This window comes from Bacillus sp. 1735sda2 (genome assembly GCF_024159245.1).
Lineage (GTDB): Bacteria > Bacillota > Bacilli > Bacillales > Bacillaceae > Bacillus > Bacillus pumilus_O.
In genome coordinates, this window is the sequence record NZ_JAMYWZ010000001.1 from 2,078,751 (window position 1) to 2,103,539 (window position 24,789).

A 24,789-nucleotide genomic window follows, 5' to 3' on the forward strand; every position below is an offset into this window, starting at 1 on the left:
TGTAATATGATGAATGTATACGTTTACATTCATGTGCGTATACTAGATCATTTGCTTCAAGTCCGCTTTTCCACCTAGAACTCGCAGAACAATCCATTTCTTTAAGGAGGTTTGTTTATTTATGAGCTCTACAACACTTCAAATTAGTTCAAAACTCGAATCTTTTCTCCAAGGGACGAAAAAACTCTACATTAATGGCCAGTTTGTCACAAGTCACGATAACAAAACCTTTTCAACTCCTAACCCAGCCACAGGTGAAACCCTTATTGATGTATATGAAGCAGGTGCAAAAGACATTGATGAGGCAGTAAAAGCAGCCAAAAAAGCCTTTCATGGTCCTTGGCGCTCCATGTCTGCCGCCGAACGCGCCCGCTTCATGTTTAAGCTTGCTGATTTAATGGAAGAAAACCAAGAAGAGCTCGCGCAGCTTGAAACTCTAGATAACGGGAAGCCAATTAATGAAACAACCAATGCAGATATCCCTCTCGCAATCGAGCATATGCGCTATTATGCGGGCTGGACAACCAAAATAAGCGGACAAACCATTCCTGTCAGCAAAGGATACTTTAACTATACCCGTCATGAACCTGTTGGCGTTGTAGGACAAATCATTCCTTGGAACTTCCCGCTACTTATGGCCATGTGGAAAATGGGTGCGGCACTTGCGACTGGCTGCACCATCGTGTTAAAACCAGCAGAACAAACACCCCTCTCTGCGCTCTATTTAGCTGAATTAGTAGATAAAGCCGGCTTCCCAGAAGGTGTGATTAACATCGTTCCTGGATTTGGTGAAACAGCTGGGAACGCTTTAACCGATCACCCTGATGTAAACAAGATTGCCTTCACGGGGTCAACAAGTGTTGGGAAACTCATTATGGAGAAAGCTGCCAAATCCATTAAGAGAGTCACATTAGAACTTGGCGGAAAATCACCAAACATTATTTTGCCAGATGCCGATTTAAAGAAAGCCATTCCTGGTGCTTTAAATGGGGTTATGTTTAACCAAGGTCAAGTATGCTGTGCAGGTTCTAGGGTCTTTGTTCACCGGAGTCAATATGATGAGGTTGTTGATCAAATGGCTGAATATGCAACATCCCTCAAACAAGGAGCCGGTCTTCATCAAGATACACAAATCGGGCCTCTTGTCAGTAAAGAACAGCATGAGCGCGTGTTAGGCTATATTGAAAAAGGTAAATCAGAAGGTGCAACAGCTGTTGTCGGTGGCGATTGCCCTTATGAGGCTGGTTATTTTGTCTCCCCTACTGTTTTTAAAGATGTAGAAGATGATATGACCATCGCAAAAGAAGAAATCTTTGGACCTGTCCTATCTGCGATTCCTTACGATTCCATTGAAGAAGTGGTCGAAAGAGCCAACCAGTCTGACTATGGATTAGCCGCAGGACTTTGGACAGAAAACTTAAAGCATGCCCATGATATTGCTGCAAGCCTTGAAGCAGGCACGATTTGGGTCAACTGCTACAACGTCTTTGATGCTGCCTCCCCGTTTGGAGGATACAAGCAATCAGGTCTTGGCAGAGAAATGGGATCATACGCCCTTAACAACTATACAGAAGTCAAAAGTGTGTGGATTAACCTCCAAGACTAATGACGCCTATTAAGCCGGTGACCAAGTCATCGGCTTTTTTGTGATTGCATGTGACAGGCAGGCTCCTGAATATAGTAATAAAGGAAAGGAGCATGGCAGAATATGCAAGATTTCAAAACGAAAGTAAACGTATATATGGATGAACTGCACATGCAAATGCAGCATAGACAACGAGAAGATGGCGCTTTTGTCTTCTGCTTTGAAGGGTCCATGATGACAAATGCTTTTTTAATTATGTTATTAAAGGCTGTCGGCGATACGGATCAGGCTTTGGTTCATCAATTGGCAGAAGCAATTCGCGAAAAGCAAAATGAGGATGGTTCTTTCTCTTTGTATCATGATCAGGCGGGACATGTAACCGCGACTGTGCAAGGCTACTGCGGAATGCTTGTGTCAGGCAGGTATCAACAAGATGAGCCGCATATGGAAAAAGCAGCACGATATATACGATCAAAAGGTGGATTAAAAGACGTTCATTTTATGACAAAGTGGATGCTTGCCGTCAATGGAATGCACCCTTGGCCATACTTCTATGCCCCACTTTCATTTTTACTCATCCCTACATACTTCCCGCTTCACTTCTATCATCTTAGTGCCTATGCAAGAATTCATTTTGTCCCAATGATGATTGCACTTAACAAACGATATACTTCCCATGAGCAGTTTCCAAGCTTATCACATCTTGATGCGAACATGTCTAAAAATCCTTTTGACTGGTTTATGGCAAGAGAAGAACGTTCCACTCACCACTTTCTAGCGTACATGCGGTCGTATACAGCACTCGACAGCAGGTTCGACTTTTTCGGGTATGAGGCAGCGAAGCGATATATGTTTGACTGTCTTGAAAAAGATGGCACGCTGTACAGCTATTTAAGTGCCAGTATTTTTATGGTCTATGCTCTCATGAGTCTTGGATACTCTCCGGGACATCATCTCATTTTAAAAGCAGTCAAAGGGATGAAACAGCTAGTCACTGACTGTGGGGGGAAGAAATACGCTGAGAATTCTACATCTACTGTTTGGGATACAGCGCTTGTCAGTTATGCTTCTCAGCGAGCGGGCAGAACACAAGATGATCCAGTTATTAAAAAGTCTTTTACGTACTTACTGAACCGGCAGCAAATGAAGAAAGCAGATTGGGCAATCCATAACCGGCATGCGGCTCCGGGAGGCTTTGGTTTTTCAGATTTGAACACAAATAACCCAGATTGTGATGATACGCAAATTGTGTTAAAAGCCATTCCTCAAACTTATGCTCCTGTTCAGTGGAAACGAGGATTTGATTGGCTTCTTTCCATGCAAAACCGGGATGGTGGCTTTTCAGCTTTTGAAAAAAATCAAGATCACTTCTTGCTTCGTCATCTCCCGCTCGAATCTGCTGAGGATGCGGCCATTGATCCTTCTACTCCTGATATTACAGGTCGTGTGCTCCACCTTATCGCTTCTGAAGAGAACGACAAGTCACCACTCATGCAAAGGCAAAAAGATCATTGTGTGAAATGGCTGCTTGATCATCAAGAGAAGGACGGATCATGGTACGGCAGATGGGGCGTTTGCTATATTTATGGTACTTGGGCTGCGTTAACTGGACTAAAGGCTAGTGGCATCCCCTCATCGCATCCTGCTGTTCAAAAAGCATGTCGATTTTTAAAAACCATTCAATTAGAAGATGGCAGCTTCGGAGAATCGTGTAAAAGTTCAGAGGTTAAAAGATATGTCCCGCTTCCATTTGGAACAGTGGTTCAAACGGCTTGGGCTGCTGAGGCACTTTTACAATACGTGCAGCCAGATGACAAATCGATTTTAAAAGCCATCTCGTTTTTGATTCAACATCAGCATTCGAGTAAAGCTTTGCACTATCCAGTAGGCATTGGTCTTCCAAAGCAATTTTACATTACCTATCATAGCTATCCATTTGTTTTTCCAATGATGGCTTGTTCCACATTTTTAGAAGAAATGAGGCGTAAAAATGAATAAGGAAGAATATCGTATGCAGCTTAAAGATTGGCTTAGCTCCATTCAAGATGCAATTCAAGATGACAACATCCGTCAAAAAGCAGAACATTTATCGTTCATCATGAATGATGAGCATTCCAGTGAAGAAGAGTGGTACACATTGGCTGAAAGTATTGCAGAGGATATAATTCCACAAGATGCAATGCGAGATGTAGCAGTTGGCGGTCATCAATTACCCCCTCTCCCTTACCGGTATGATGCACTAGAACCGTTTATTTCAAAAGAAATTATGTATTTGCATCACCAGAAGCATCACCAATCATATGTTGATGGTCTGAACCAAGCTGAGCTTGCCTTAAAAAGAGCGAGAAGAACCAATGATTTTAAGATGATCAAGCATTGGGAACGGGAGCTTGCCTTCAATGGTGCGGGACACTATTTACATTGCATTTTTTGGTTTTCCATGAGTCCTTCAGGGAAGCGAAAGCCCACTGGGCAAATGCTTCGCCAGATTGAACAATCGTTTGAAAGCTATGATGCATTCAAAGCCCAATTTTCTGCTGCAGCTAAACAAGTAGAAGGTGTCGGCTGGGCGATTCTCGTTTGGGCGCCCAGATCTCAGCGATTAGAGATTTTACAAGCAGAACGCCACCAATTTTTATCACAATGGGATGTGATCCCTCTTCTCGCTCTTGACGTATGGGAACACGCCTACTATCTGCAATATCTGAATGAAAAAGCGGCCTATGTAGATCGTTGGTGGAATGTCGTTGACTGGCATGAGCCAGAAGCACGGCTTAAGCAAGCTCAGCAAGTGAAATGGACCCCTTTTTAACAACGCTACTCCATGTAGGCATCCGCTTATATGGAGTATTTATGGTTTACATAATATAATTATAAACAACTTGATAAAGAATGGGTTGTTTTTTCAGAAAATTCATTTAAAATAAAAAAGATATGTATAGAAAGAGAGATGAAGCAATATATGAAGATTCTTTTAAGTATTAGTCAGTTTGCAGGTAGGACGTTTGCGATTTGGGTCATTGTCTTTGCATTTCTTGGATTCGCCTTTCCTGCGGAATTCTCTAAAATTGGATCTTATATTCCTTTTTTACTCGGTATTATTATGTTTGGGATGGGGCTTACTTTATCTGCTGAAGATTTTAAAGAACTGTTTCGAAAACCTCTTTATGTTCTGATCGGGGTACTGACGCAGTACACACTCATGCCGCTTCTCGCCTTTTTGTTAGCTTACGGACTAAGACTCCCGTCCGAAATCGCAGTAGGAGTTGTTCTCGTAGGCTGTTGCCCAGGCGGTACAGCATCGAACGTTATGACTTTTTTGGCGAAAGGAAATACAGCTTTATCTGTAGCTGTCACTACCATATCAACATTACTTGCGCCGTTTTTAACCCCTGTTTTCATTTTAATTTTTGCAAAATCTTGGTTACCTGTATCGCCAGAAGCACTATTTTTATCAATTGTACAAGTTGTGCTCATTCCTATTGTCTTAGGGGTCATCGTTAAATTATTTTTCAAAAAACAAGTAACCTATGCGGTTCAAGCACTACCGCTTGTGTCTGTCGCCGGAATTGTTATGATCATTGCAGCGGTTGTCAGTGCAAATAAAGAGCAGATTCTTCAATCTGGTCTGCTAATATTGGCCGTTGTGATCTTACATAATGGACTTGGTCTTTTATTTGGTTATCTTATTGCAAAGTGGTGCAAAATGGATATCCCTTCTCGAAGAGCCATCTCGATTGAAGTAGGCATGCAAAACTCTGGACTTGGTGCAGCTCTAGCAACAGCACACTTCTCTCCACTTGCAGCCGTACCAAGTGCCATTTTTAGTGTGTGGCATAATTTATCCGGTTCCTGGCTTGCGACATATTGGTCAAAAAGAGGAAATGCTGAAAGTGAAAAGAAAAAAAGCTAGCCCTTTAATAGGTGCTAGCTTTTCAAATTGAAGATTATCCTTCAAGCAATAGCTGCTCTGGATCTTCAAGCAAGTTTTTAATCGTGACAAGGAATCCAACTGCTTCTTTTCCATCGACAATCCGGTGGTCGTAAGAAAGAGCTAAATACATCATCGGACGGTTCTCAAAACGTTCTTCATCAATTGCCACAGGTCGAAGCTGAATTTTGTGCATCCCTAAAATTCCAACTTGAGGGCTGTTTAAAATTGGTGTTGAAAGCAGTGAACCGAATGTTCCGCCGTTTGTGATCGTGAATGATCCACCTTGTAGCTCATTTAGAGACAATTTGTTATCTCGTGCTTTTTTCGCAAGATGACCAATTTCCTTTTCAATCCCTGCAAACGACAATCTGTCTGCATCACGGACAACCGGTACGACAAGTCCTTCGTTAGCAGCAACAGCGATGCCGATGTCATAGAATTTCTTCAAGACAAGCTCATCACCTTGAATTTCTGCGTTAAGCAGCGGATATTTCTTCAGTGCTGCTACAACTGCTTTTGTGAAGAAGGACATGAAACCAAGCTTTACATCATTTTGTTCAAGGAAGGCATCTTTACGGCGCTTTCTTAAGTCCATCACAGCTGTCATATCTACTTCATTAAATGTCGTCAGCATTGCAGCCGTTTGCTGAACCTCAACTAAACGTTTGGCAATCGTTTGTCTCCGGCGCGACATTCTCTCACGTTCAACTGGCTTTCCTGCTTGTTCATTTTGCACCGCAGCATTTGCTTTTGGCGCGGCTTTTGGTGCACTTGCAGGTGCTTCATTCTTTTGATAAGAAGCAACATCCTGCTTTCGTACCCTGCCCAGCGGATCTACGGTTGGAATTTCAGATAAGTCTAGCCCCTTCTCTCTCGCTAGTTTTCTAGCTGCAGGAGAAGCGATGGTTCTGCCATTACCAGATTTCGGCTCTTCTTTCACTGCTTCTTCTTTTTGAGCAGCAGCCGGTTCATCTTTCGGAGCTGGTGCAGACTCTTGCTCAGGTGCTGGAGCTGCGGACTCGCTTCCGCCAGCTTCACCCGCTGCAATTGTTCCGATGACTTCTCCAACTTGTACAGTGTCACCAGAATCTTTCAGCACTTCTTTGAGTACACCAGATTCTTCGGCTGTCAGTTCGACATTGACTTTATCTGTTTCAAGCTCTAACAGGTATTCTCCCTGTTCCACATAATCGCCCGGCTGCTTGAGCCATTGAGCTATCGTTCCTTCCGAGATCGATTCCGCTAATTCAGGTACTTTAATTTCCGCCATTTTTCATTTCCCCCTTAGTTTTTGCGAGTCAAGCTATCAGATACAATTCGTTCTTGTTCTTTTTTATGCACAGTTGGATCGCCCTCAGCCGTACTTGAACGTCTTCTTCGGCCGATGTAACGTACTTTTACTTTTTCAGGCGCAATTTCACGTAAATATGGCTCAATGTATCCCCAAGCCCCCATATTTTGTGGCTCTTCTTGCGTCCATACGATTTCTTCTAAGTTTGTTAGTTTTGATAAAATCGCTTTAATATCTTTGGCTGGGAATGGATATAGTTGTTCCACTCTCGCAATGTGAAGCCAATCTTTCGGCTCTTCCATTTGAGTAAAACGATCACTAATATCAATGGATACCTTCCCGCTAGATAGCACAAGGCGCGATACTTTTTCATGATCATGCACAAGGCCTGGTTGTTCAAGAACTGGTTGGAACTGTCCATCCGTTAATTCCTGGACTTCAGACAATGAGTTCGGGTTACGAAGCAGACTCTTCGGTGTCATGATGACAAGCGGACGAATCTCTTCGCGAAGCAGCATCTTCGCCTGTCTTCTTAGAATGTGGAAGTATTGCGCTGCACTTGTGAGGTTCGCCACTGTCCAGTTATTCTCAGCAGCTGATTGCAGGAATCGCTCTGTTCTTCCACTTGAATGCTCAGGACCTTGTCCTTCATATCCATGAGGCAAGAGCATCACTAGACCTGATTTTTGTCCCCATTTTGCACGTCCAGCCGAAATAAATTGATCGAAATACACTTGAGCCGCATTTGCGAAGTCTCCAAATTGAGCCTCCCAAATGACTAACGTTTCAGGAGAATAGACATTATAACCATATTCAAACCCGATGACTGAGCCCTCTGACAGTGGACTATTATGAACAGTAAATGATGCGTTTGCATCACTTAGCTCATGAAGAGCAATAAATTCATTTCCAGTTTGACTGTCGTGAAGAACAAGGTTTCTTTGAGCAAAAGTACCGCGCTCTGAATCCTGTCCGGTCATTCGAATTGGCGTACCGTCTTTTAATATAGATGCAAATGCAAGTGCTTCTCCAAGTGACCATTCTACTTTACGGTCATCTGTAAACACTTTTGCCCGTTTTTCAAGGATCCGTTTAAGCTTACCAAATACTTGGAAATCGTCCGGCCAGCTGATCAATTCTTCATTCAGCTTACGTAATACATCAAATTCTACCGATGTATCCACTGCTGGGAAGCCATTTGATACTGGTTCTGGCAGTTCAATTTCTTGAATCGTATGCTCTTTCTTTGAAGGCACCTTTTGATAGGCTTCTTCTATTCTCGTCGCTACAGCCTGCTCGATTTCTTCACGCTGTTCTTTCGTTAGAAGACCTTCTGAGACAAGTTTATCTGCAAAGATATTCTTGACCGTTTTGTGCTTTCTGACGGCATCGTATAGCATCGGCTGAGTCGTAGAAGGCTCATCCATTTCGTTATGACCATATCTGCGGTAACCGATCAAGTCAATTAAGAAATCCTTCTTAAAGCGTTTGCGGTATTCCACAGCTAATTGAACAGCTGCTAAACATGCTTCTGGATCATCTGCATTGACGTGAACAATTGGAATCTCAAACCCTTTTGCAAGGTCACTTGCATATTTCGTTGAGCGAGATTCATTGCTTTCCGTCGTAAATCCGATCATATTGTTTGCAATGATATGGATCGTTCCACCCACTTGATAGCCTACAAGTTGACTTAAATTTAATGTTTCTGCCACAATTCCTTCTCCAGGAAATGCTGCATCACCATGAATTAAGATGGCTAATGCCTTTTCAACGTCTTGAGCTGGATACCCCTTTTGAGTACGCAATTCCTGAGCGGCACGTGTGCTACCTTCAATGATTGGATCAATGAATTCTAGGTGACTTGGGTTATTAGCAAGCGTGACTCTCGCACTCTTTGTATCTTCGTCTTTAATTTGACGATCCGCTCCTAGATGGTACTTTACATCACCAGTCCATCCGTAGCTGATGCCAATAGAGCCTTCTGATGGAACGAGCTCTTTATTCGGCGCATGCTGGAATTCCGAGAAAATAATCTCATATGGCTTTCCTAACACATGTGCTAATACATTTAAACGGCCTCTGTGTGCCATTCCAATGTTAATATTTGAAGTCCCTTGTGTAACAGACTCTGAAATAATTTCATCAAGTACTGGGACAAGTGCGTCTAAACCTTCTATCGAGAAGCGCTTTTGCCCAACAAATGTTTTATGAAGAAACTGTTCGAACTGCTCAACTTCTGTTAATCTCTTGAATACAGAAACTAGTTTATCGGCTGGTTTTTTCTTAAATAATTCACCAGACTCGATTGATTTTGAGAGCCAGTTCCGCTCTTCGAAATCATGTACGTGATCAAACTCAAATGAAATCGTACGCTTATACGTATTTCTCAAATGGTTAATGGCTTCTATGCCGTTTGAAATGTGTTTTGGTGCGTCAGGACTAATAATAGATATTGGAATATTCTTGACGTCTTCTTCTGTTAAGCCGTACTCCTTTAAAGGAAACAGCTCTTGTAATTCCTTTTCTTTGCGAAGAGGATTGACGGAAGCATTTAAATGGCCATACGTTCTGATGTCTTCTGCCAGTTTAACGACTGATGCTATCTTTTGGATTTGTTCAGAAGTAACTACGCTATTTTCTTTTTTCCCAATTTCCTCCTTCATTTCACTCGGTGGTGCACCAAGTTCATCAAATATGCCTCTTAGATCTTCATCAACACTAGTAGGATCCTGGACATACTGATCGTAGAGCTCGAGCACATAGCCGAGGTTCGGACCATGAAATTCTTCCCAACTCAACGGTTGTTTCACATCATTTTGAAACATTTTGAACACTACCCCCAACTTTGATCATCAAGTGATTGAACACTATCTCGATATAACTTCCAGAACACAATGACCAAATTTATGTAATAAAACGCTTCCAATAATATTCTACCACTGTTTCGGATTACTTTCTACATTCTTTGTTCAATTAAAGATAAAAAATTCACAGAAAAACAAAAAATTTAAATCATTCCGAAAAATATTTTGAGGGAAAGGGGCAAAACCTTATGCCCCAATGCTTTTATGCAGTAATTTCTTCAGTAACGGATATAAAACATCTGGCAATGTATCGACATCTGGTACAAAAATGCTGAACTTGCCATACATATCTTGAATCGTTTTCATCTGCGCTTCTTCGATCGGTGAATTGGATAAAAACACATTGATGACCTCAATGCCTTTTTTCCTCGCCTCAAGAACTGCTTCATGTGTATCGACGATCCCATTTTGTTCGTAGCTGAATGCAGCCGGTTCTCCATCAGAAAATACAATGAGAAACTTTTGCTCTTCTCTTCTTTTTAATATCATTTTTGTCATTTGGCGAATCGCATAGCCATCCCGATTATCCTCTTCCGGTTCAAGAGACATGATGGAAGGGCCTGCATCAAATAAAGAATCTTTGAACGACACGACTGTGTTAAAATAGTTCGGCTGACTTGTTTCTGATGCATCGTTTGTATCTTCCCAAAACCCCACAATTTGATGTGGGACTTGAACGGACTTTAAGGCTTCATGAAATAAAACAATGCCTTTTTTCGTCTCGTCCATCTTGTCAAACATGCTGGCAGAACAATCCACTAATAAAGTGAACACAGCATCAATCTCCGTAGAAGGTGCCTGTTTTTTATAGAAGAGACGCGGATTTGACTCTGTAAAATAACGAATGAGCTTTTTACTCAGTCGTCCTGCATGAAGATCCGTTTTTGGCCATGTTTTTTTATGTTCGAGCGTTTTTTGAATCATCTGTTTTAGCCGTTTCTGATAAGGCTCAATCTCCTTGGCATGCTGTTTGTATACGTCGATTTGCTCTGGCGCGGGAGGTTCTGGTGAAATCATGACTGGAAATGCATATTTGTTCTCTTTTCCATTCTCATGAGCATCCGCCCCGCTTTCTTCGCCTTCAGCCTCTTCCAGCGCCTCAAGCTTTGAATAATCTTTTCGATGAGTCTGCTTGGCAGAGCCTTGGACAGTGCCAAGTGCTTGATCTCCGTCATCGCCTTCTCTTGCTGCATCCTTCCCGAGATCACTTTTCCCGCCGTGCTCTAAATCAAATTGAAGGAAGCTTTTTGATGGGGCCTCTGTTTCCCGGTGCCACACTTCCATATACTCTTCGTGGATGTCTTCATCACCCTCTTTTTCCCGGTCGACTTTGATGTCCTCACTTAATTTAGGTTTCCTTTTCAAGTCATGAAATAGCGGTTCTTTTGCCGCTTTTTCATAATCCAATTCGGGGAAGAAAAAGTACGTATTCAGCATATCTTTATCAAGAAGCTCATCAAAACCTTCCATTAATTCTTTGACAATGACTGCGATATCTCCGGTTGAATGCGCTTCATAAACACGCTCGAGACTTGATTCAATAAACGGAATCATTGGGTTGATTTGCTCGTGAAGAGGCGGAATTTCTTCCAGCGGCGAATCTGCTGTCAGCTTCACATACATTGCACAATAAAGTGCATCTGTTAAAATGCTCCGCTCTTGGTTAATCGTTAATTGCGTCTTAAAATGACGCCGGTACAGTTCTCTTCTTCGTTTAAATACCTTTTTTGTTCCTGGACGTTCACGTTTAATCCGCTCTTCAATCCGGATATCTTCAAAGAGCATAAATAACTGTTTACACAAATCTGGAATGGATATTGTGTGAGCATAGCGAATGATTTCTTGAAAGACACTCAGATCACTATAAACGGTACCTACTGCTCGGAGGAATACATCACTTTTCAGCCCAGCTGTCATGTCTTCTTGTTTACGGTCATCCCAAAAATGACTGATGAAAATTTTCTTTTCAAAAGGATCATAGTAGGACTGCACGCCATATTCAAGCTCGACATCATCACTTTTCGCTAACGTTTTGGCTAAATCCGTTAATTCCATAAATAAAAATGAATCGATTCTGCTGTCATTAAATTTGATGAATTTCAAAGCTCAGAACCTCACTCGAATAATGTTTGGGCAATATTTCTTACCGCTGCTTTTTCCCGGTCATCTTCTAGCTTTTCCACAATCCCTCGTTCAACTGCCCGAAGCGGCGGGATGTATTGCGCAAGATCACATGTGTCTAGCAGTGCGCGAATGGATGCTGCTTCTTCACTTACCTGCCCGTTGTGCGCCTGTGTAATGAGGTCTGATGAGAGCTGCACGAATTGATCAATCAAGCGTTCATCCTTTAATACAGATTGAGATTGCAGTACATCCTTTAAGATGCCACCGCCGATATATGGAACGTCAATGACAACAAAACGGTTTTTTAACGCTTCATTTAGTGGGACTGTGCCGACATAGCCTTCATTGATGGCCGCAATTACGCCAAAGCCTTCATCTGCTCGAACGACCTCGCCTGTAAATGGATTGGTCATCATTTTTCTGTAGTCGAGTACACCGTTTAAAATAGGCAAGGTTTCGGGCTTCGCCATGTTGATTTCATCAATATATAAAAGATGGCCTTTTTTCATTGCTTTTGTTACAGGTCCTTCTATAAATTCAATAGAAGCAACTTGACCATCATTGTGAATGGTTTTATAGCCAATCAGGCTTTCTGCATCAAGATCAACTGAGCAGTTCACACTGTGCATCGGCTGCTGAAAGAAAGCAGATAAAGTTTCTGCTAGTTTTGTTTTACCTGAACCGGTCGGCCCTTTTAAAAGAACATTTTTGCCAAGTGCCAGTGCAATCATCGCATCTTGTATGATAGACGTGTCCTGTGATTCATAGCCGCCTGTTCCAATAAGCGGACGGAATTCTTCTTCTAGTCCTTTTGCTTTTGCTTCAATCATTGCTTGAATTTCTTCTGGGAGTGATTGTTCGTTAAACATGTATGATTAATTCCTCTCTTCGATCATTTTCCTCACCAAGTATACTAAAAAAACCTTTATGCACTCAATACATAAAGGCTAGACATCTGTTATTTTACCATTTCTTTTGTGATTGCTCCGCAGGCGATGCGTTTCCCTGAGTTTCCAGAAGGGTTGCTTAAGTAATCATCTGCTTCTGCATGAATGATAAAGCTGCGCCCATTTTGATCGATTAATTGGTTCATTCCTCCCTTTAACGTCACATCTGGTACATTCACGACAACGTCAATTTGTCCATCTGCCCCAACCTCTAAATTAGGCATATCTCCAGCATGGTGGCCCTTTGGGTTATCAAAGCCATGCTCCCGGTGTGTGGGATTAAAGTGAGCCCCTGCCGTTTCAAAATCTGGCGTTTCACATCTTCCTGTTTCGTGAATATGGAAGCCATGAGGACCTGGCGGCAGATTTTTTGCTTTCACATGTAAATCCAGCCCATTTTCTGAGGAGTCTCTTACTTCGATACTTCCTATTTTTTGCCCGCTTTCATTAATGAGTGGCGTGGTAACCGGTGCTTGTTTAGGTGCTGCAACTTCAATGGTTTCTTCTGTCGTTTCTTTTTTCGGCGGTGCATGACATGCTGTTGTGACAAAAACCAGACACATCATGATCAACCACACTGACTTTTTCATATGATTGCCCCCTTTTGATATCAGTATGGACAACCTGATCAATAGGCAAACAAAAAAAGCCGAAAATCGGCTTTTTTAGAAGAAACGTTTTGCACCTAAATAGGCTTTTTTCCAGTATGGATTGCTCAAGTTCGAGATCCCCACACCGCTGTCACTTGCATGAAGGAAATCTCCTCCGCCAAGGTATAGTCCCATATGAGATGGACCCGCTTTGTACGTTGTGAAATAAACAAAATCGCCAACTTGAGGTGTGCTCACAGGTGTCATCATACTCCAATAGCCTGCTGTGCTTAATCTCGAGACAGATGAAACCTTGTTAATGAGATAGTAAACAAAGCCGCTACAGTCAAATCCAGATGGTGTATTGCCGCCCCATCTGTAAGGGATGCCTGTCAGCTTTTTCCCTTCTTGAATCATCGTCGTGATTTTTGCATTCATTGGCACATTGTTTTTGTCATTGTTGACTGGAGTTGTCGAGCCGTTAGACGTCGAACCATTTGACCCAGTTGAGCCTGAAGCTGCACCATTAATTTTGAGAACTTGTCCAATTCTAAGCACATCGCTTTTTAAGCTGTTAGCTGTACGGATGGATTGAACTTGCACTTTAAATTGATTCGCAATCTTCCATAAAGAATCACCTGATTTTACAGTATAAGATGTCGCTTTCCCGCTTGAAGACTGGTTACCGTTTGAAGGTGGATTGCTTGGTTTTGCAGGTGCTTTAGGCTGACTTGGTTTTGATGTAGCCGTCCCTTTTACTTTTAAGACTTGATTCGGATAAATCGTATCAGATTTGATCCCATTCAATGTTTTAATTTCACCAATCGACATATTGAGCGAATTGGCAATTTTCCAGAGAGAATCCCCTAATTTGACCTTGTATGTACTTGATGAAGATGAACTATTTGAGTTCGTTGTCTTATTGTTTGAGCTGGAATTTGAAGAGGAGTTTGATGACTGACTCCCGCTTGTCTTTGTGCTTCCAGATACTTTTAGCTTTTGTCCAGGACGAATTAAGTCACTGTTTAAGCTGTTGAGACTTTTTAAGCTTGCGACTGACATTTTATGATTGTTTGCAATGAGCCATAAAGAATCTCCAAGCTTTACAGTGTAGCTTGATGTCGTTGAAGCATTTGATTTCGTTGCTTTTGAACCAGTTGACGAACTGGATTTTGTGCTTTTTGCGCCAGGAATTTTCAAGCTCTGTCCTGCAAAAATCATCGTCGTTTTTAGTTGATTAAGAGATTGAAGCTCCGAAATACTTGTATTGTACTGTTCGGCAATCTTCCAAAGTGAGTCACCGCTTTTCACCTTGATCGTCTGTGCTTCTGCCGGTGCAGCAAACACAGCTGAGCCAGCGATCGCTGAAACTGTGAGGCCGGTTACTACTTTTTTCTTCATAGATGAATCTCCGCCTTTCATGATTTCATTCAATAATACATATGTACTAGTTTTAAGTTTAGCATTTAATGATCCTGCTTCTCTTGCACTATTTTATCTTTATTTCTATTATATTACTCGACATGTAGACGTTGGGCAATAACAAATAGGCTAAAGCAGTCAACTCAAAATGCTAAAACAAAGCCATATCGTTTGTATCGACAGTTTACTGTATTTATAAACATTTTTTAAGGAATTTTTAAGTTGACGTTTAGAAATTTGTCAAAACAAGCACGTTGCTAGTTTCATAGTTCTATTCTACATGACAAATTTTTCTGTATCAAATGACTTTTTACTTAATTGCCTGTTTTTTCTCCTCGAATGAAAAAAAGCATCCTTCCGAATGAAGAATGCAACAAGTGATTTTTTATTTTTTGATTTCAGGCTCTTTTACAGTGAGCGGATAAAGGACGCCTTCTTTCGCAAATGACATTTTCCCTGTTTCCTCTGAAACGACGAGAACAAGTGCATCGGTCATGCCAGAGAGTCCAATCGCAGCTCTGTGTCTTGTCCCGAGAGAAGGACTGACTTTTTTTGAAGTAAGCGGCAGCACATTTGCCGCAGATACGAGCGTATTTTCTTTGACTAAAAGCGCACCATCATGAAGTGGATTTCCTGGGTAGAAAATGCTTTCAATTAATGATGCACTTATTTTCGCATGAAGATTTGTCCCTCTTTGAATAAAATCCTCAACCTCATCCCGCCTTTGAATCACAATCAATGCCCCGTGTTTTTGTTTTGATAAGTTTTCAATGGCTAACGAAAATTGAGCAAATCCGGGTGTGTATTCTTCCATATACGATTGCAAATAAAACGAGGAAGCCTCTGCATGCATTTCATTAAACTCATCATGTAATGACTCGAGATCACAAAGTAGACATTGCTCAATTTCATCAAGAGAATCGATAATGTCACTTGCATCTTTCATAATTTTCATCAAGTGTGTTCTCATACCCACTTTAAATTGTGCTTCTTCATTTGTACGATTGATCATTTGATCTTTTCCCTCCTCCTTTTCGTTGTCATAAAATAACAAATGATGCGCATTCTATTGTTAGGGAGGTGACTTAATAATGACCGTTCAGAAAGTGATTCAATATGCTTGCAGCATTTTAGGTGTTGTGAGTCTTTCCTTTATTTATGCCCAAATGTTTAAAAAAACGAAGCCATCAAAGAAAAATAATCCGACGGAGAATTGATTTTTTTACATAGCATGATATAATCCTCTCGTTATTTCTGTTCAGAGAGGAACTTATGATGAGAGAAACAAATAGCATTCGAGCTAAGGTGAGACTATTTTTAACTATGTTGATTCCGATTTTAATCACTCAAGCGGGTCTTTCGCTTATTACGTTTTTAGACACCGTCATGTCTGGAAAAGTGAGTGCAGAAGACCTTGCGGGTGTTGCGATCGGTTCAAGTATTTGGACACCCGTTTATACAGGACTTGCAGGTATATTAATGGCCGTTACGCCAATTGTCGCGCAACTGATGGGCGCGGGGCATAAAAAAGATGTTCCAAAGGCTGTCTTTCAGGCGATTTATTTATCGTTTCTTTTAAGTATCTGTGTGATTACGATTGGAACAATTGGCATCCCTTACGTATTAGGGGGACTTGGACTGGAACAATCCGTAGAGGATATTGCCCGCCATTTCTTAAGTTTTCTTGCTTTTGGTATTATCCCGCTGTTTGGTTATTCAGTGCTTAGGTCATTTATTGATGCACTAGGAAAAACACGTGTAACGATGTTTATCACGTTAACAGCACTTCCGATTAACTTTGTGTTAAACTATGTATTTATTTTTGGGAATTTTGGCTTTCCAAAGCTTGGCGGTGCGGGAGCTGGTCTTGCTTCTGCGATGACGTATTGGGCAATTTTTATCATGAGCATTTGTATTGTCATGAAAGCAGAACCCTTTGCCTCATTTCATTTGTTTCAAAAACTGCCTCGAATCAATATCTCCCGTATGGGGCAAATACTGAAAATTGGTCTTCCTATTGGGTTTGCGATCTTTTTTGAAACGAGTATCTTTGCTGCTGTTACGTTATTAATGGGGCACTTTGATACTGTGACGATTGCAAGTCACCAGGCCGCGATGAACTTTGCTTCTATCTTATATATTTTACCGCTTAGTATATCAATGGCTTTAACGATTGTCGTTGGGTTTGAAGCCGGTGCCAAGCGCTATAAAGATGCGCAAAGCTATAGCTATATCGGAATTGGAACGGCGGTATTATTCTCCTTGTTTACGGCAGCACTCATTTTATTATTTAGACCAGAAATTGCTGGTTTATACACAGCTGAATCGGCTGTTTTACAGCTGACACAGCACTTCTTGATTTATGCGATCTTTTTCCAGCTGTCAGATGCCATTGCTGCACCTATTCAAGGGGCGCTACGCGGCTATAAAGATGTGAACTATACGCTCATTGCCGCATTTGTTTCATACTGGGTGATCGGTCTTCCTTCCGGCTATCTGATTGGCACCTATACCTCGTATGGGGCATTCGGGTATTGGATTGGTCTCATTGCAGGACTTGCAGCAGGTGCTGTTGTCCTCTTTATCCGTCTCAGATTGATGGAAAAACGTTTGCTTCAGCAAGCGCCCAGTCACTAAATACGCCACAAAAAAGCAGCTGATCGATGTCAGCTGCTTTTTATTTAGTCATTCCATTGGTATGTCCAGAAGATTTCTTCATCGAACCATTTTTGGACAACAGGTTCTTTGTTTTTTAGCTTTTGTTCAAGCTCTCTCAGCATGCCTTCTGTTTGCGTTCTATGTGCTCTTAAAGCATTTAATTTGATATCTGCTACATCTGTAATGTCGATCGTAATATCTGCATTTCCGAGCACTTCTTCTCTATTTTTCGTAATCGCCATGCAGTATGTGACAGGACGATCTTCTTTTTTCTTACGGTAAAGAGCGCGGATTACTGCTTCCCCTGTCGCATCATGATCAGGGTGTACACCATGTCCAGGATAAAACGTGACAATCAGTGAAGGTTTGACTTCATCAATGATGGTTTCCATCACATCAGCTAAATACTCGTCGTCCTCAAATTCCAACGTTTTATCACGAAGACCAAGCATACGTAAGTCTGTGATATCCATTTCTTTGCAGGCATTGATTAATTCCTGTTTTCTTAACTCAGGAAGTGTTTCCCGATTGGCATATGTTGGGCTGCCCATATTTCTACCCATTTCCCCAAGTGTCCCGCATGCATACGTGACTGGGATGCCGCGTTTTCTGCTTTGTGCAATGAGACCTGCAACCCCAAACGATTCATCATCTGGGTGAGGCAACATCACTAGTACATGTTCATTCATGACTCGTCACCCTCTCTTCTACACCTGAAATGGTGTTTCACTAATTTGTAATGAGATCGCTAGCTTCCCGTCTGGCAAGTGCCCTGCTAACAGCAAGCGGCCTTGGTCATCAAATTCATAATCGGTTAAGCCTTCTGCGTAAATCCAGCCATCTTCTGTTTTCATTCCAACACGGTACGGACCTTGTCCTTTTATTTTTGCCTGTGAATAGACGACTTTCGAATTGCGGATATAGGCAACGACCGTCATATTTTGTTCATTTACATGAGCTGAATAAGAACCAGTCGTCGTTTCAAGATGAACGAAGACTGGGCGATTTAAAAACGATTCAAGATGTGTTGTGACATCTTCCGTTTGAATTGGTTTCATGAGTGGTTCCTTCCTTCATTTTGAATTAATTCGCGCAGCTTTTTTGTATGTAAACTGATCAGCTGCAGTTGATGATCATGCCCAAGCCCACTTTCTAATATTCTCTCTACAGCAAGTACATATTTTTGATGGAATGATTTCCTCGCCCTCGGATGAGTGCGCGCATCGCTTAAATCATCACAAATTGCCTCGAGTAAAGAAGTCATATTATCGACATCAAGCTGACGATTTTTCCATAAAGATTGATAAGCAGCTGTAAGCTCATTGGCTGATGACATGTAATCACCTCTACAGTTTTAGTAACAACTTATTATGACATGATCCGCCTTCAAAAAAAAGCAAACTGCTCGTCGAGCTTAATGAGAATTCACTGTTTTTTTCATGCGTAATTGAGAGGTCGTAAACAATAAAATCGCCACCCAGATACAAAGAAACGTCACAATTTTAGCTGAAGATAAATGCTCGTGATACACAAACAACCCCAAAAACAGCGTAATCGTTGGTGCAATGTATTGCAAAATACCCACTTGATAAAGAGGAATTCGTTTTGCCCCTTCAGAGAATAAAAGAAGCGGTACCGCAGTAAAGACCCCTGCGAAGAATAACAGACCAAGCGATCCGAAGCTGTTAGGATTCATTGTCACAACAGGTTCTTTTAAGAAGAACAATAAATAAACAAGAGCTGCCGGTGCGAGAAGCAGCGTTTCAATGGTCAAACCAATGGCACTCGTAAAGCTCATTCTTTTTTTAATCAATCCATAAAAACCAAAGCTAAAGGCAAGTAATATGGCAACGACAGGAAATGAACCGTACTGAATCGTAGAAAGAATCACCCCTGCTGCGGCAATTAAAATCGCAATGGTTTGTAATTTATTGAGCCGCTCTTTCAAGAAAATGATCCCTAGTAAAACAGAGACAAGCGGATTAATATAATACCCTAAACTAGCTTCTAGCATAAGATGATGGTTGACTGCCCAAATGTACACATACCAGTTAACCGATATTAAAATAGCAGATAGTAGTAATGAAAAAAGTGCTTTACCATCGAGCATGAGACCCTTCACTGTCTGCATGGCTGGCCGGACTTGTTTTAAATACAGAAGAATACCGCACATAAAAACAAATGACCATAAAATTCTGTGCGCTAAAATTTCGCCTGACGAAATATGTTCCATCAGTTTCCAATATAACGGGAATAACCCCCATAATGTAAAAGATGCTGCCGTATAGAGAACACCTTTTGATTGCTGTTGTTCGTTCAATCTAACCATTCCTTATCGTATATTATAGCACGCACTCAAGTGAATGGGCATATACTAATTCAGGGCATTTAGAAAGGATGATTTGCATGTTTGACTGGAACCGATTATTCCCTTTTCAAAAGCAATTTTCAAAAGAAGCCTTAAAAAACTCAGACCCTAAAGACGTCGAGCAGTACGTCAATCAAGTGATGGAAAGTGTATTCGGCTCCAATTATCCTGCTCAGTTCCCTTTCCAGAACCCACTCTCTCAACATCAAAAAATGAAAGAAACAGACGTCAAAAAAGAAAAAGAACCCGAAGTGGAAGTGTTTGAAACCACTGATCACGTGTTCGTTAAGATTGAGCTTGCTCGGCCGAACACAGAAAAAGTAAAAATCAAACATACAGCCAACCTGCTATTTATTGATCATTTTCCTGAGGAAGGTACGCAGAAGAAAGTCGTCCTCCCTGCTGCTGTCAAAAGAAAAGGAACGAAAGCTTCGTATCAGGACGGTATTTTGGAGATTATGTTTTTAAAGCATGATGATCCGGGGATTTCTGAAATCGATATTCCATTATAAAAAGCCTGCTTTGATATAGAAGCAGGCTTACTCTTTTTCTTAATAATATGGTGGATATCCTCCGCCATAAGGTGGTGGAACAGGCGGAGGTGGTGGCGGGTAATATGGACGGGGATAATTAAAAATCGCACTTCCTAAAAATCCGCCAAGCAGTCCGCCGACTAAAGGAGCGCCAAAACCAAAAAACAAAGGGACTCTGGATTCATATGGCGGAATGCCAGGGGCGCCGCCTCGGAAATACGGAGTATGAGGGTACATGCATTTCTCCTCCTTTGTCATGTGCCTAAGATCAGCATATTCATCAGGAGTCAAAACGTTTGGGCAAACCTGAAACTAGGCTTGCTCCTTTTTTTCATGAGATGCTGTATATTCCCCTGCCCACCTAGATACCTCATGAAACACATCATGTAGCGCATTTCCTTTTTCAGTTAAACAATAAATGACTTTAACAGGCGTCTCAGGAAGTACAGTTCGCTTTATAATCCCTTCTTGCTCAAGTTCTTTTAAACGCTCTGCGAGCATTTTCTGACTGATAGATGGGATAATGTCCGTCATGTCTTTAAATCGCTTTGGACCATCAAGCAATACATGAATAATGAGACCATTCCACCTTTTGCCTAGCAGTAAAAAAGCTTGCTGAATGTGTGGACATAATTGAAATTCCATAAATTTCAGCCTTTCTTTTCATGATTGTTTGACAAACTAACGGTATACAATTTAAAATATCTCTAGTTACAATAAGTAAGTTTCTCACTTTTTTAGTTATTGTACCATACTATTTGCAAAAACGGGAGGAAATATCCATATGGCGACTGATCAAAAAACGATTGACATTTTAAAACAAAGAGCTTCAGTAAAAGAGTATGATACAACTCATGAAATGACAAAAGAAGAGCTAACAGAGCTACTTGATATCACAACAAAAGCTCCATCTGCGTGGAACCTTCAGCATTGGCATTTTACTGTGTTCCACAGTGCTGAATCCAAAGCGAAGTTACTTCCAATCGCTTATAACCAAAAACAAATCTCACAAGCATCAGCTGTTATTGCTGTACTAGGTGATCTTGAAGCCAATCAAAATGGCGAAAAAATCTACAGTGAGCTAGCAGAACAAGGGTTTATTACTGAAGACATCAAAGAAACATTGATGACTCAAATCAATGGCGCATATCAAAGCGAGCAGTATGCACGTGAAGCTGCGTATTCAAATGCTTCATTAGCTGCTATGCAATTAATGATTGCTGCAAAAGCAATGGGCTATGATACATGTGCAATGGGTGGTTTCAGTAAGGAAGCCTTCATCAAAGAATTCAATGTAAGCGGCCGTTACGAGCCAGTCATGCTGATTTCAGTTGGTAAAGCAGCGAAAGAAGCTCATAAAAGCAACCGTTTCGACATCGAAGAAGTTTCTGATTTTCTTTAAAAAATGGCAAGGCCCCAGCTTTCGTGCTGGGGCTTTTTTTATTTGCTTTAAATATTATTTTTGCATATTTTCTTTTTACTTTCCCCCTTTTCATCTACACTTTTTCTTTTTTTAAGAATGAAAGCGTTATATTAGTATGATATTCTCCGAAATGATTGTTTTTTCTGAAAATGGTCTTGTGATCTAATCTGACAACTGCTATTATTATGAAATTACAAAAAATTCAGGAGGGAATCATGAATAAAAAATTGATACTGGCACTACTTATAGCGATTCCATTTATCGGACAGCTCGCACTGCTGCCCTTTGCGAATCGTATTCATCCATTTGTGATCGGCCTGCCTTTTTTCCATTTCTGGCTCTTACTATGGATTGTTCTCACACCAGTCTGTACATTTATCATTTATCGGATGCAACATTCAAATGGAGGAACTGACTAATGCAAGGAAATTTGACAGCTTTATTGATTACAGCAAGTATCATTTTCATCGTGGTGGTCATTGGATTTGCCGCTGGCCGTGATAAATCATCCAGACAATCAGTAGAGGAATGGTCTGTCGGCGGGAGGAAATTTGGCGGGCTGCTCGTCTGGTTCCTTGTTGGCGCCGATTTATACACAGCTTATACCTTTTTAGGGCTCACTAGTACAGCCTATACAGCTGGAAGTGTCGCTTTTTTCGCTATTCCCTATTCAGTACTAGCGTATTTTATTGCTTATTTCTTCTTACCAAAGTTATGGACGGTTGCGAAAAATCACAACCTCACAACGCTTGCTGACTATGCACGTGAGCGCTTTGACAGCAAGCTGTTATCCAGTCTCATTGCGATTATTGGAGTACTTATGCTCATTCCTTATATTTGTCTTCAACTAAGCGGAATTCAAGATACGTTAACTGTCGCTGGAACTAGTTATATTAATGTGAATGCAGTTGTTATTATTTCATTTATTTTAGTTGCACTTTATACATTTTTCAGCGGGATAAAAGGTCCTACATATACAGCGATTATCAAGGATATTCTCGTTTGGGTCATCATGCTGTTTATGGTGGTTTCACTACCAATCATTCATTTTAACGGCTGGACTCCGATGATGAATACGTTAGCGAAGGAAGCGCCACAGCTTCTGACAATTCCTGACGGCGGCCCTAAAGGTATTTTATGGTTCATTACCGCTTCAGGCGTTTCTGCCCTTGCTTTATTTATGTGGGCACATGCGGCAACAGGGGTTTTCACAGCCAAAAGTGCAGACGCTATCCGTAAAAACAGTATGTTTTTGCCTCTTTATAACATTGTATTGATTTTGGTCATCTTCCTTGGATTTATTGCCTTCTTAGTCTTACCAGAAGATACGAATCCAAGATTTGCACTTCTTCATTTAATTCAAACGTCATATGGCGGCGTGATGCAGGGTCTTGCTTATTCAACGATTGCACTTGCTTCCCTCATTCCATGCTCGATCATGGCCATTGGTGCATCGAATTTATTTGCCAATAATTTATATCGTGATTTAATTCATCCGAATGTATCACCTAAAAAATTGACCATGATCACTCGTTCAATGGTATTTATCGTCATTGGGCTGGCTCTACTATTCGGAATGCTCTTCCCAACAGCACTTGTAACGCTTCAGCTCATTGGTGTTTCAGGAATGGTTCAAATCTTCCCTGCCATTGCGATCAGCTTGTTCTGGAAAAAACAATCGAGAGAAGCAACGATTGCAGGGTTAGTTGTTGGCATCATCGTCACCTTTACAGCCAATATCTCACAAGTCACGTTTGGTCTTTATGAAGGATTTCTTGGTTTACTAGCAAACGTTGTGGTCATCCTGATTTTGAATCCATTCTTTCAAAAGAAGGTCACAACCAATTCTGTCATGAATGATCTATTTGAAAAAGATCACGACAAAACAGCGACGACCGTAAACGAAGTATGAGATTAAAAAAGCAGTCCCTTATGAGGACTGCTTTTATCTTGTAGACAAAATCTACTATAACACCATGTTCGTTGTGTTTTATTTTTTTATAGCATGAATGTAATGAATGGTCTCAAAAGCTGACAGGTCATCTTCTCTATTGTTAAAATACAGTTCATTCACTTTTTCAGGTGATAAATGTTCATAAATAAGTAAATCTGATTTTTCTAACATTTTTTCGATTTCAAAGTACGAAAAACATGATTTCATCGGTTCTCCGCCTATTGAAGCCATTTTCACCATATTTTCAACTCTATTAGAGATTCCTTTTTCTTCGAATAGATTTTCGTCTGCATAATCAAAAACGATCGAACTTCCTGATGGAACCTTGGTGAATAAATCATCTATTAAGCTTGAAACTTCCTCTTTCGTTAAATAGTAAGAAACACCCAAAAGACTAAAAAACGTCTTTTTGTGATCAAATCCTTTATGTTTTAGGTTTTGATAGGACAAATTTTTGGTGAAGTCCATAGAAATAAAATGAAGATTACTTGGGATTTTTAATTTAGCCTCGTCCAACCTTTGCTTTTTAAATTCCTGTGTAGCGGGATGATCAATTTCGAATATTTCTAAGCTGTTTTCCAATTCTGGATGTCGAAAACTAAAAGTATCTAATCCAGCACCAAGTACGACGTATTGTCTTAATCCTAGCGTTACCTCATGAAGTAATATTTTTTCACAATACGCAGCTCGTGACAAGGTGATTGGAGAAAGTTGGACTTGTGTAATCCATTTTAATATTTCTTCTGTATTTCCCTCAAATTTCTGTGCGATATCTTTGTTGAAGAAGTGTATGCCTTGGACCATATTTTCTTTGATTTCAGTGAATTCTTTTTCCGAAATGAATTCTTTGGCTAAATAATCATTAAAGATTTTAGGGGTATCAAATTGACTATGATAGGATCTGGCAAAAGCCGATATTAACGAAGTCACACTTGATTCATTTTTCTTCATACAGACACACTCCTTCATTTTAGAACAAAAAAATAGGATTCTCCTGGCCAGGAGAATCCTATTATATACTCAAAAAATTTAAAAGTAAATTATAGCATAACTAAATTATTTTGTCAATATAAATTATTTATCGCAGCTTTTT

The 24,789-nt window shown here is 40.8% G+C and carries 24 protein-coding genes; 10 read left to right on the plus strand and 14 right to left on the minus strand.

Translation table 11 applies throughout. The features are described 5' to 3' along the window. Window positions 1–121 precede the first annotated feature (121 nt). From NKR21_RS10640 to NKR21_RS10655, 4 genes are all read left to right on the plus strand, one after another. Window positions 122–1,606 carry an aldehyde dehydrogenase family protein gene (locus tag NKR21_RS10640; protein ID WP_012010251.1) on the plus strand — a complete coding sequence of 495 codons (1,485 nt, stop codon included), beginning with the start codon at window positions 122–124 and terminating at the stop codon, window positions 1,604–1,606. Window positions 1,607–1,708: 102 nt separating this feature from the next. Then, window positions 1,709–3,583, plus strand: a complete 1,875-nt coding sequence (locus tag NKR21_RS10645) for a terpene cyclase/mutase family protein (protein WP_144457520.1) — start codon at window positions 1,709–1,711, stop codon at window positions 3,581–3,583. Continuing rightward, window positions 3,576–4,397, plus strand: coding sequence for a superoxide dismutase (locus tag NKR21_RS10650; RefSeq protein WP_119125001.1), 822 nt, complete (start codon window positions 3,576–3,578; stop codon window positions 4,395–4,397). The genes NKR21_RS10645 and NKR21_RS10650 overlap by 8 nt, the downstream gene beginning before the upstream one ends. A 150-nt stretch (window positions 4,398–4,547) precedes the next feature. Next, a complete protein-coding gene (locus tag NKR21_RS10655) occupies window positions 4,548–5,498 on the plus strand; it encodes a bile acid:sodium symporter family protein (protein WP_119125002.1) in 951 nt (316 codons plus the stop codon). 34 nt (window positions 5,499–5,532) lie between these two features. Here the strand turns inward: NKR21_RS10655 and odhB are convergent, their stop codons facing one another. From odhB to cdaS, 7 genes are all read right to left on the minus strand, one after another. Next, window positions 5,533–6,789, minus strand: a complete 1,257-nt coding sequence (gene odhB / locus NKR21_RS10660) for a 2-oxoglutarate dehydrogenase complex dihydrolipoyllysine-residue succinyltransferase (RefSeq protein WP_012010255.1) — start codon at window positions 6,787–6,789, stop codon at window positions 5,533–5,535. Between the two features lie 14 nt (window positions 6,790–6,803). After that, the gene (gene sucA, locus NKR21_RS10665) at window positions 6,804–9,638 is read right to left on the minus strand and encodes a 2-oxoglutarate dehydrogenase E1 component (RefSeq protein WP_012010256.1); all 2,835 of its coding nucleotides are present in this window, start codon (window positions 9,636–9,638) and stop codon (window positions 6,804–6,806) included. A 225-nt stretch (window positions 9,639–9,863) separates the two neighbouring features. After that, window positions 9,864–11,780, minus strand: a complete 1,917-nt coding sequence (locus NKR21_RS10670; protein WP_012010257.1) for a vWA domain-containing protein — start codon at window positions 11,778–11,780, stop codon at window positions 9,864–9,866. 11 nt (window positions 11,781–11,791) lie between these two features. After that, a complete protein-coding gene (locus NKR21_RS10675; protein ID WP_003215912.1) occupies window positions 11,792–12,670 on the minus strand; it encodes an ATP-binding protein in 879 nt (292 codons plus the stop codon). Window positions 12,671–12,759: 89 nt separating this feature from the next. Next, complete coding sequence (locus NKR21_RS10680; protein ID WP_041815635.1) at window positions 12,760–13,338, minus strand: superoxide dismutase family protein; 579 nt, start codon at window positions 13,336–13,338, stop codon at window positions 12,760–12,762. A 75-nt stretch (window positions 13,339–13,413) separates the two neighbouring features. After that, window positions 13,414–14,739, minus strand: a complete 1,326-nt coding sequence (locus NKR21_RS10685; protein WP_140404314.1) for a C40 family peptidase — start codon at window positions 14,737–14,739, stop codon at window positions 13,414–13,416. Between the two features lie 406 nt (window positions 14,740–15,145). Then, entirely contained in the window at window positions 15,146–15,772 is a 627-nt protein-coding gene (cdaS, locus tag NKR21_RS10690) for a sporulation-specific diadenylate cyclase CdaS (protein WP_088003473.1), read from the minus strand. Between the two features lie 79 nt (window positions 15,773–15,851). On the opposite strand from cdaS, the gene NKR21_RS21190 reads away from it, so the two are divergent. Both NKR21_RS21190 and NKR21_RS10695 read left to right on the plus strand, forming a co-directional pair. Further along, window positions 15,852–15,977: a hypothetical protein gene (locus tag NKR21_RS21190; protein WP_260851547.1), complete on the plus strand. Its 126-nt coding sequence runs from the start codon at window positions 15,852–15,854 to the stop codon at window positions 15,975–15,977. 58 nt (window positions 15,978–16,035) lie between these two features. Continuing rightward, window positions 16,036–17,397, plus strand: a complete 1,362-nt coding sequence (locus tag NKR21_RS10695) for an MATE family efflux transporter (RefSeq protein ID WP_144457522.1) — start codon at window positions 16,036–16,038, stop codon at window positions 17,395–17,397. 44 nt (window positions 17,398–17,441) lie between these two features. On the opposite strand, the gene bshB2 is transcribed toward NKR21_RS10695, so the two are convergent. The 4 genes from bshB2 to rarD all read right to left on the minus strand — a co-directional run bounded on the left by bshB2 (window position 17,442) and on the right by rarD (window position 19,738). Beyond that, window positions 17,442–18,107, minus strand: a complete 666-nt coding sequence (bshB2, locus tag NKR21_RS10700) for a bacillithiol biosynthesis deacetylase BshB2 (protein ID WP_144457524.1) — start codon at window positions 18,105–18,107, stop codon at window positions 17,442–17,444. An 18-nt stretch (window positions 18,108–18,125) separates the two neighbouring features. Next, window positions 18,126–18,476 (minus strand): YojF family protein, encoded by a 351-nt coding sequence (locus tag NKR21_RS10705; RefSeq protein ID WP_144457526.1) that lies wholly within the window; start codon window positions 18,474–18,476, stop codon window positions 18,126–18,128. Further along, window positions 18,473–18,754 (minus strand): hypothetical protein, encoded by a 282-nt coding sequence (locus tag NKR21_RS10710; RefSeq protein WP_012010263.1) that lies wholly within the window; start codon window positions 18,752–18,754, stop codon window positions 18,473–18,475. Before NKR21_RS10710 ends, NKR21_RS10705 begins: the two co-directional genes overlap by 4 nt. Before the next feature lie 78 nt (window positions 18,755–18,832). Beyond that, entirely contained in the window at window positions 18,833–19,738 is a 906-nt protein-coding gene (gene rarD / locus NKR21_RS10715) for an EamA family transporter RarD (protein ID WP_144457528.1), read from the minus strand. A gap of 86 nt (window positions 19,739–19,824) precedes the next feature. Between rarD and NKR21_RS10720 the strand changes: the two genes are divergently transcribed. After that, on the plus strand, window positions 19,825–20,298 hold the full coding sequence (locus NKR21_RS10720; RefSeq protein WP_144457530.1) for an Hsp20/alpha crystallin family protein: 474 nt from the start codon (window positions 19,825–19,827) through the stop codon (window positions 20,296–20,298). 39 nt (window positions 20,299–20,337) lie between these two features. Here the strand turns inward: NKR21_RS10720 and NKR21_RS10725 are convergent, their stop codons facing one another. Further along, window positions 20,338–20,556: a hypothetical protein gene (locus NKR21_RS10725; protein WP_003215921.1), complete on the minus strand. Its 219-nt coding sequence runs from the start codon at window positions 20,554–20,556 to the stop codon at window positions 20,338–20,340. A gap of 75 nt (window positions 20,557–20,631) precedes the next feature. After that, entirely contained in the window at window positions 20,632–20,964 is a 333-nt protein-coding gene (locus NKR21_RS10730) for a winged helix-turn-helix transcriptional regulator (RefSeq protein ID WP_088003465.1), read from the minus strand. 139 nt (window positions 20,965–21,103) lie between these two features. Between NKR21_RS10730 and NKR21_RS10735 the strand changes: the two genes are divergently transcribed. From NKR21_RS10735 to NKR21_RS10745, 3 genes are all read left to right on the plus strand, one after another. Next, window positions 21,104–21,721: a nitroreductase family protein gene (locus NKR21_RS10735; protein WP_012010267.1), complete on the plus strand. Its 618-nt coding sequence runs from the start codon at window positions 21,104–21,106 to the stop codon at window positions 21,719–21,721. 236 nt (window positions 21,722–21,957) lie between these two features. Then, entirely contained in the window at window positions 21,958–22,161 is a 204-nt protein-coding gene (locus tag NKR21_RS10740) for a DUF3311 domain-containing protein (RefSeq protein ID WP_003215965.1), read from the plus strand. Further along, window positions 22,161–23,654 carry a sodium:solute symporter family protein gene (locus NKR21_RS10745; RefSeq protein WP_012010269.1) on the plus strand — a complete coding sequence of 498 codons (1,494 nt, stop codon included), beginning with the start codon at window positions 22,161–22,163 and terminating at the stop codon, window positions 23,652–23,654. The genes NKR21_RS10740 and NKR21_RS10745 overlap by 1 nt, the downstream gene beginning before the upstream one ends. 78 nt (window positions 23,655–23,732) lie before the next feature. Here NKR21_RS10745 and NKR21_RS10750 read toward each other — a convergent pair whose 3' ends face one another. Then, the gene (locus tag NKR21_RS10750) at window positions 23,733–24,647 is read right to left on the minus strand and encodes a class I SAM-dependent methyltransferase (protein WP_144457532.1); all 915 of its coding nucleotides are present in this window, start codon (window positions 24,645–24,647) and stop codon (window positions 23,733–23,735) included. Window positions 24,648–24,789: the final 142 nt, after the last annotated feature.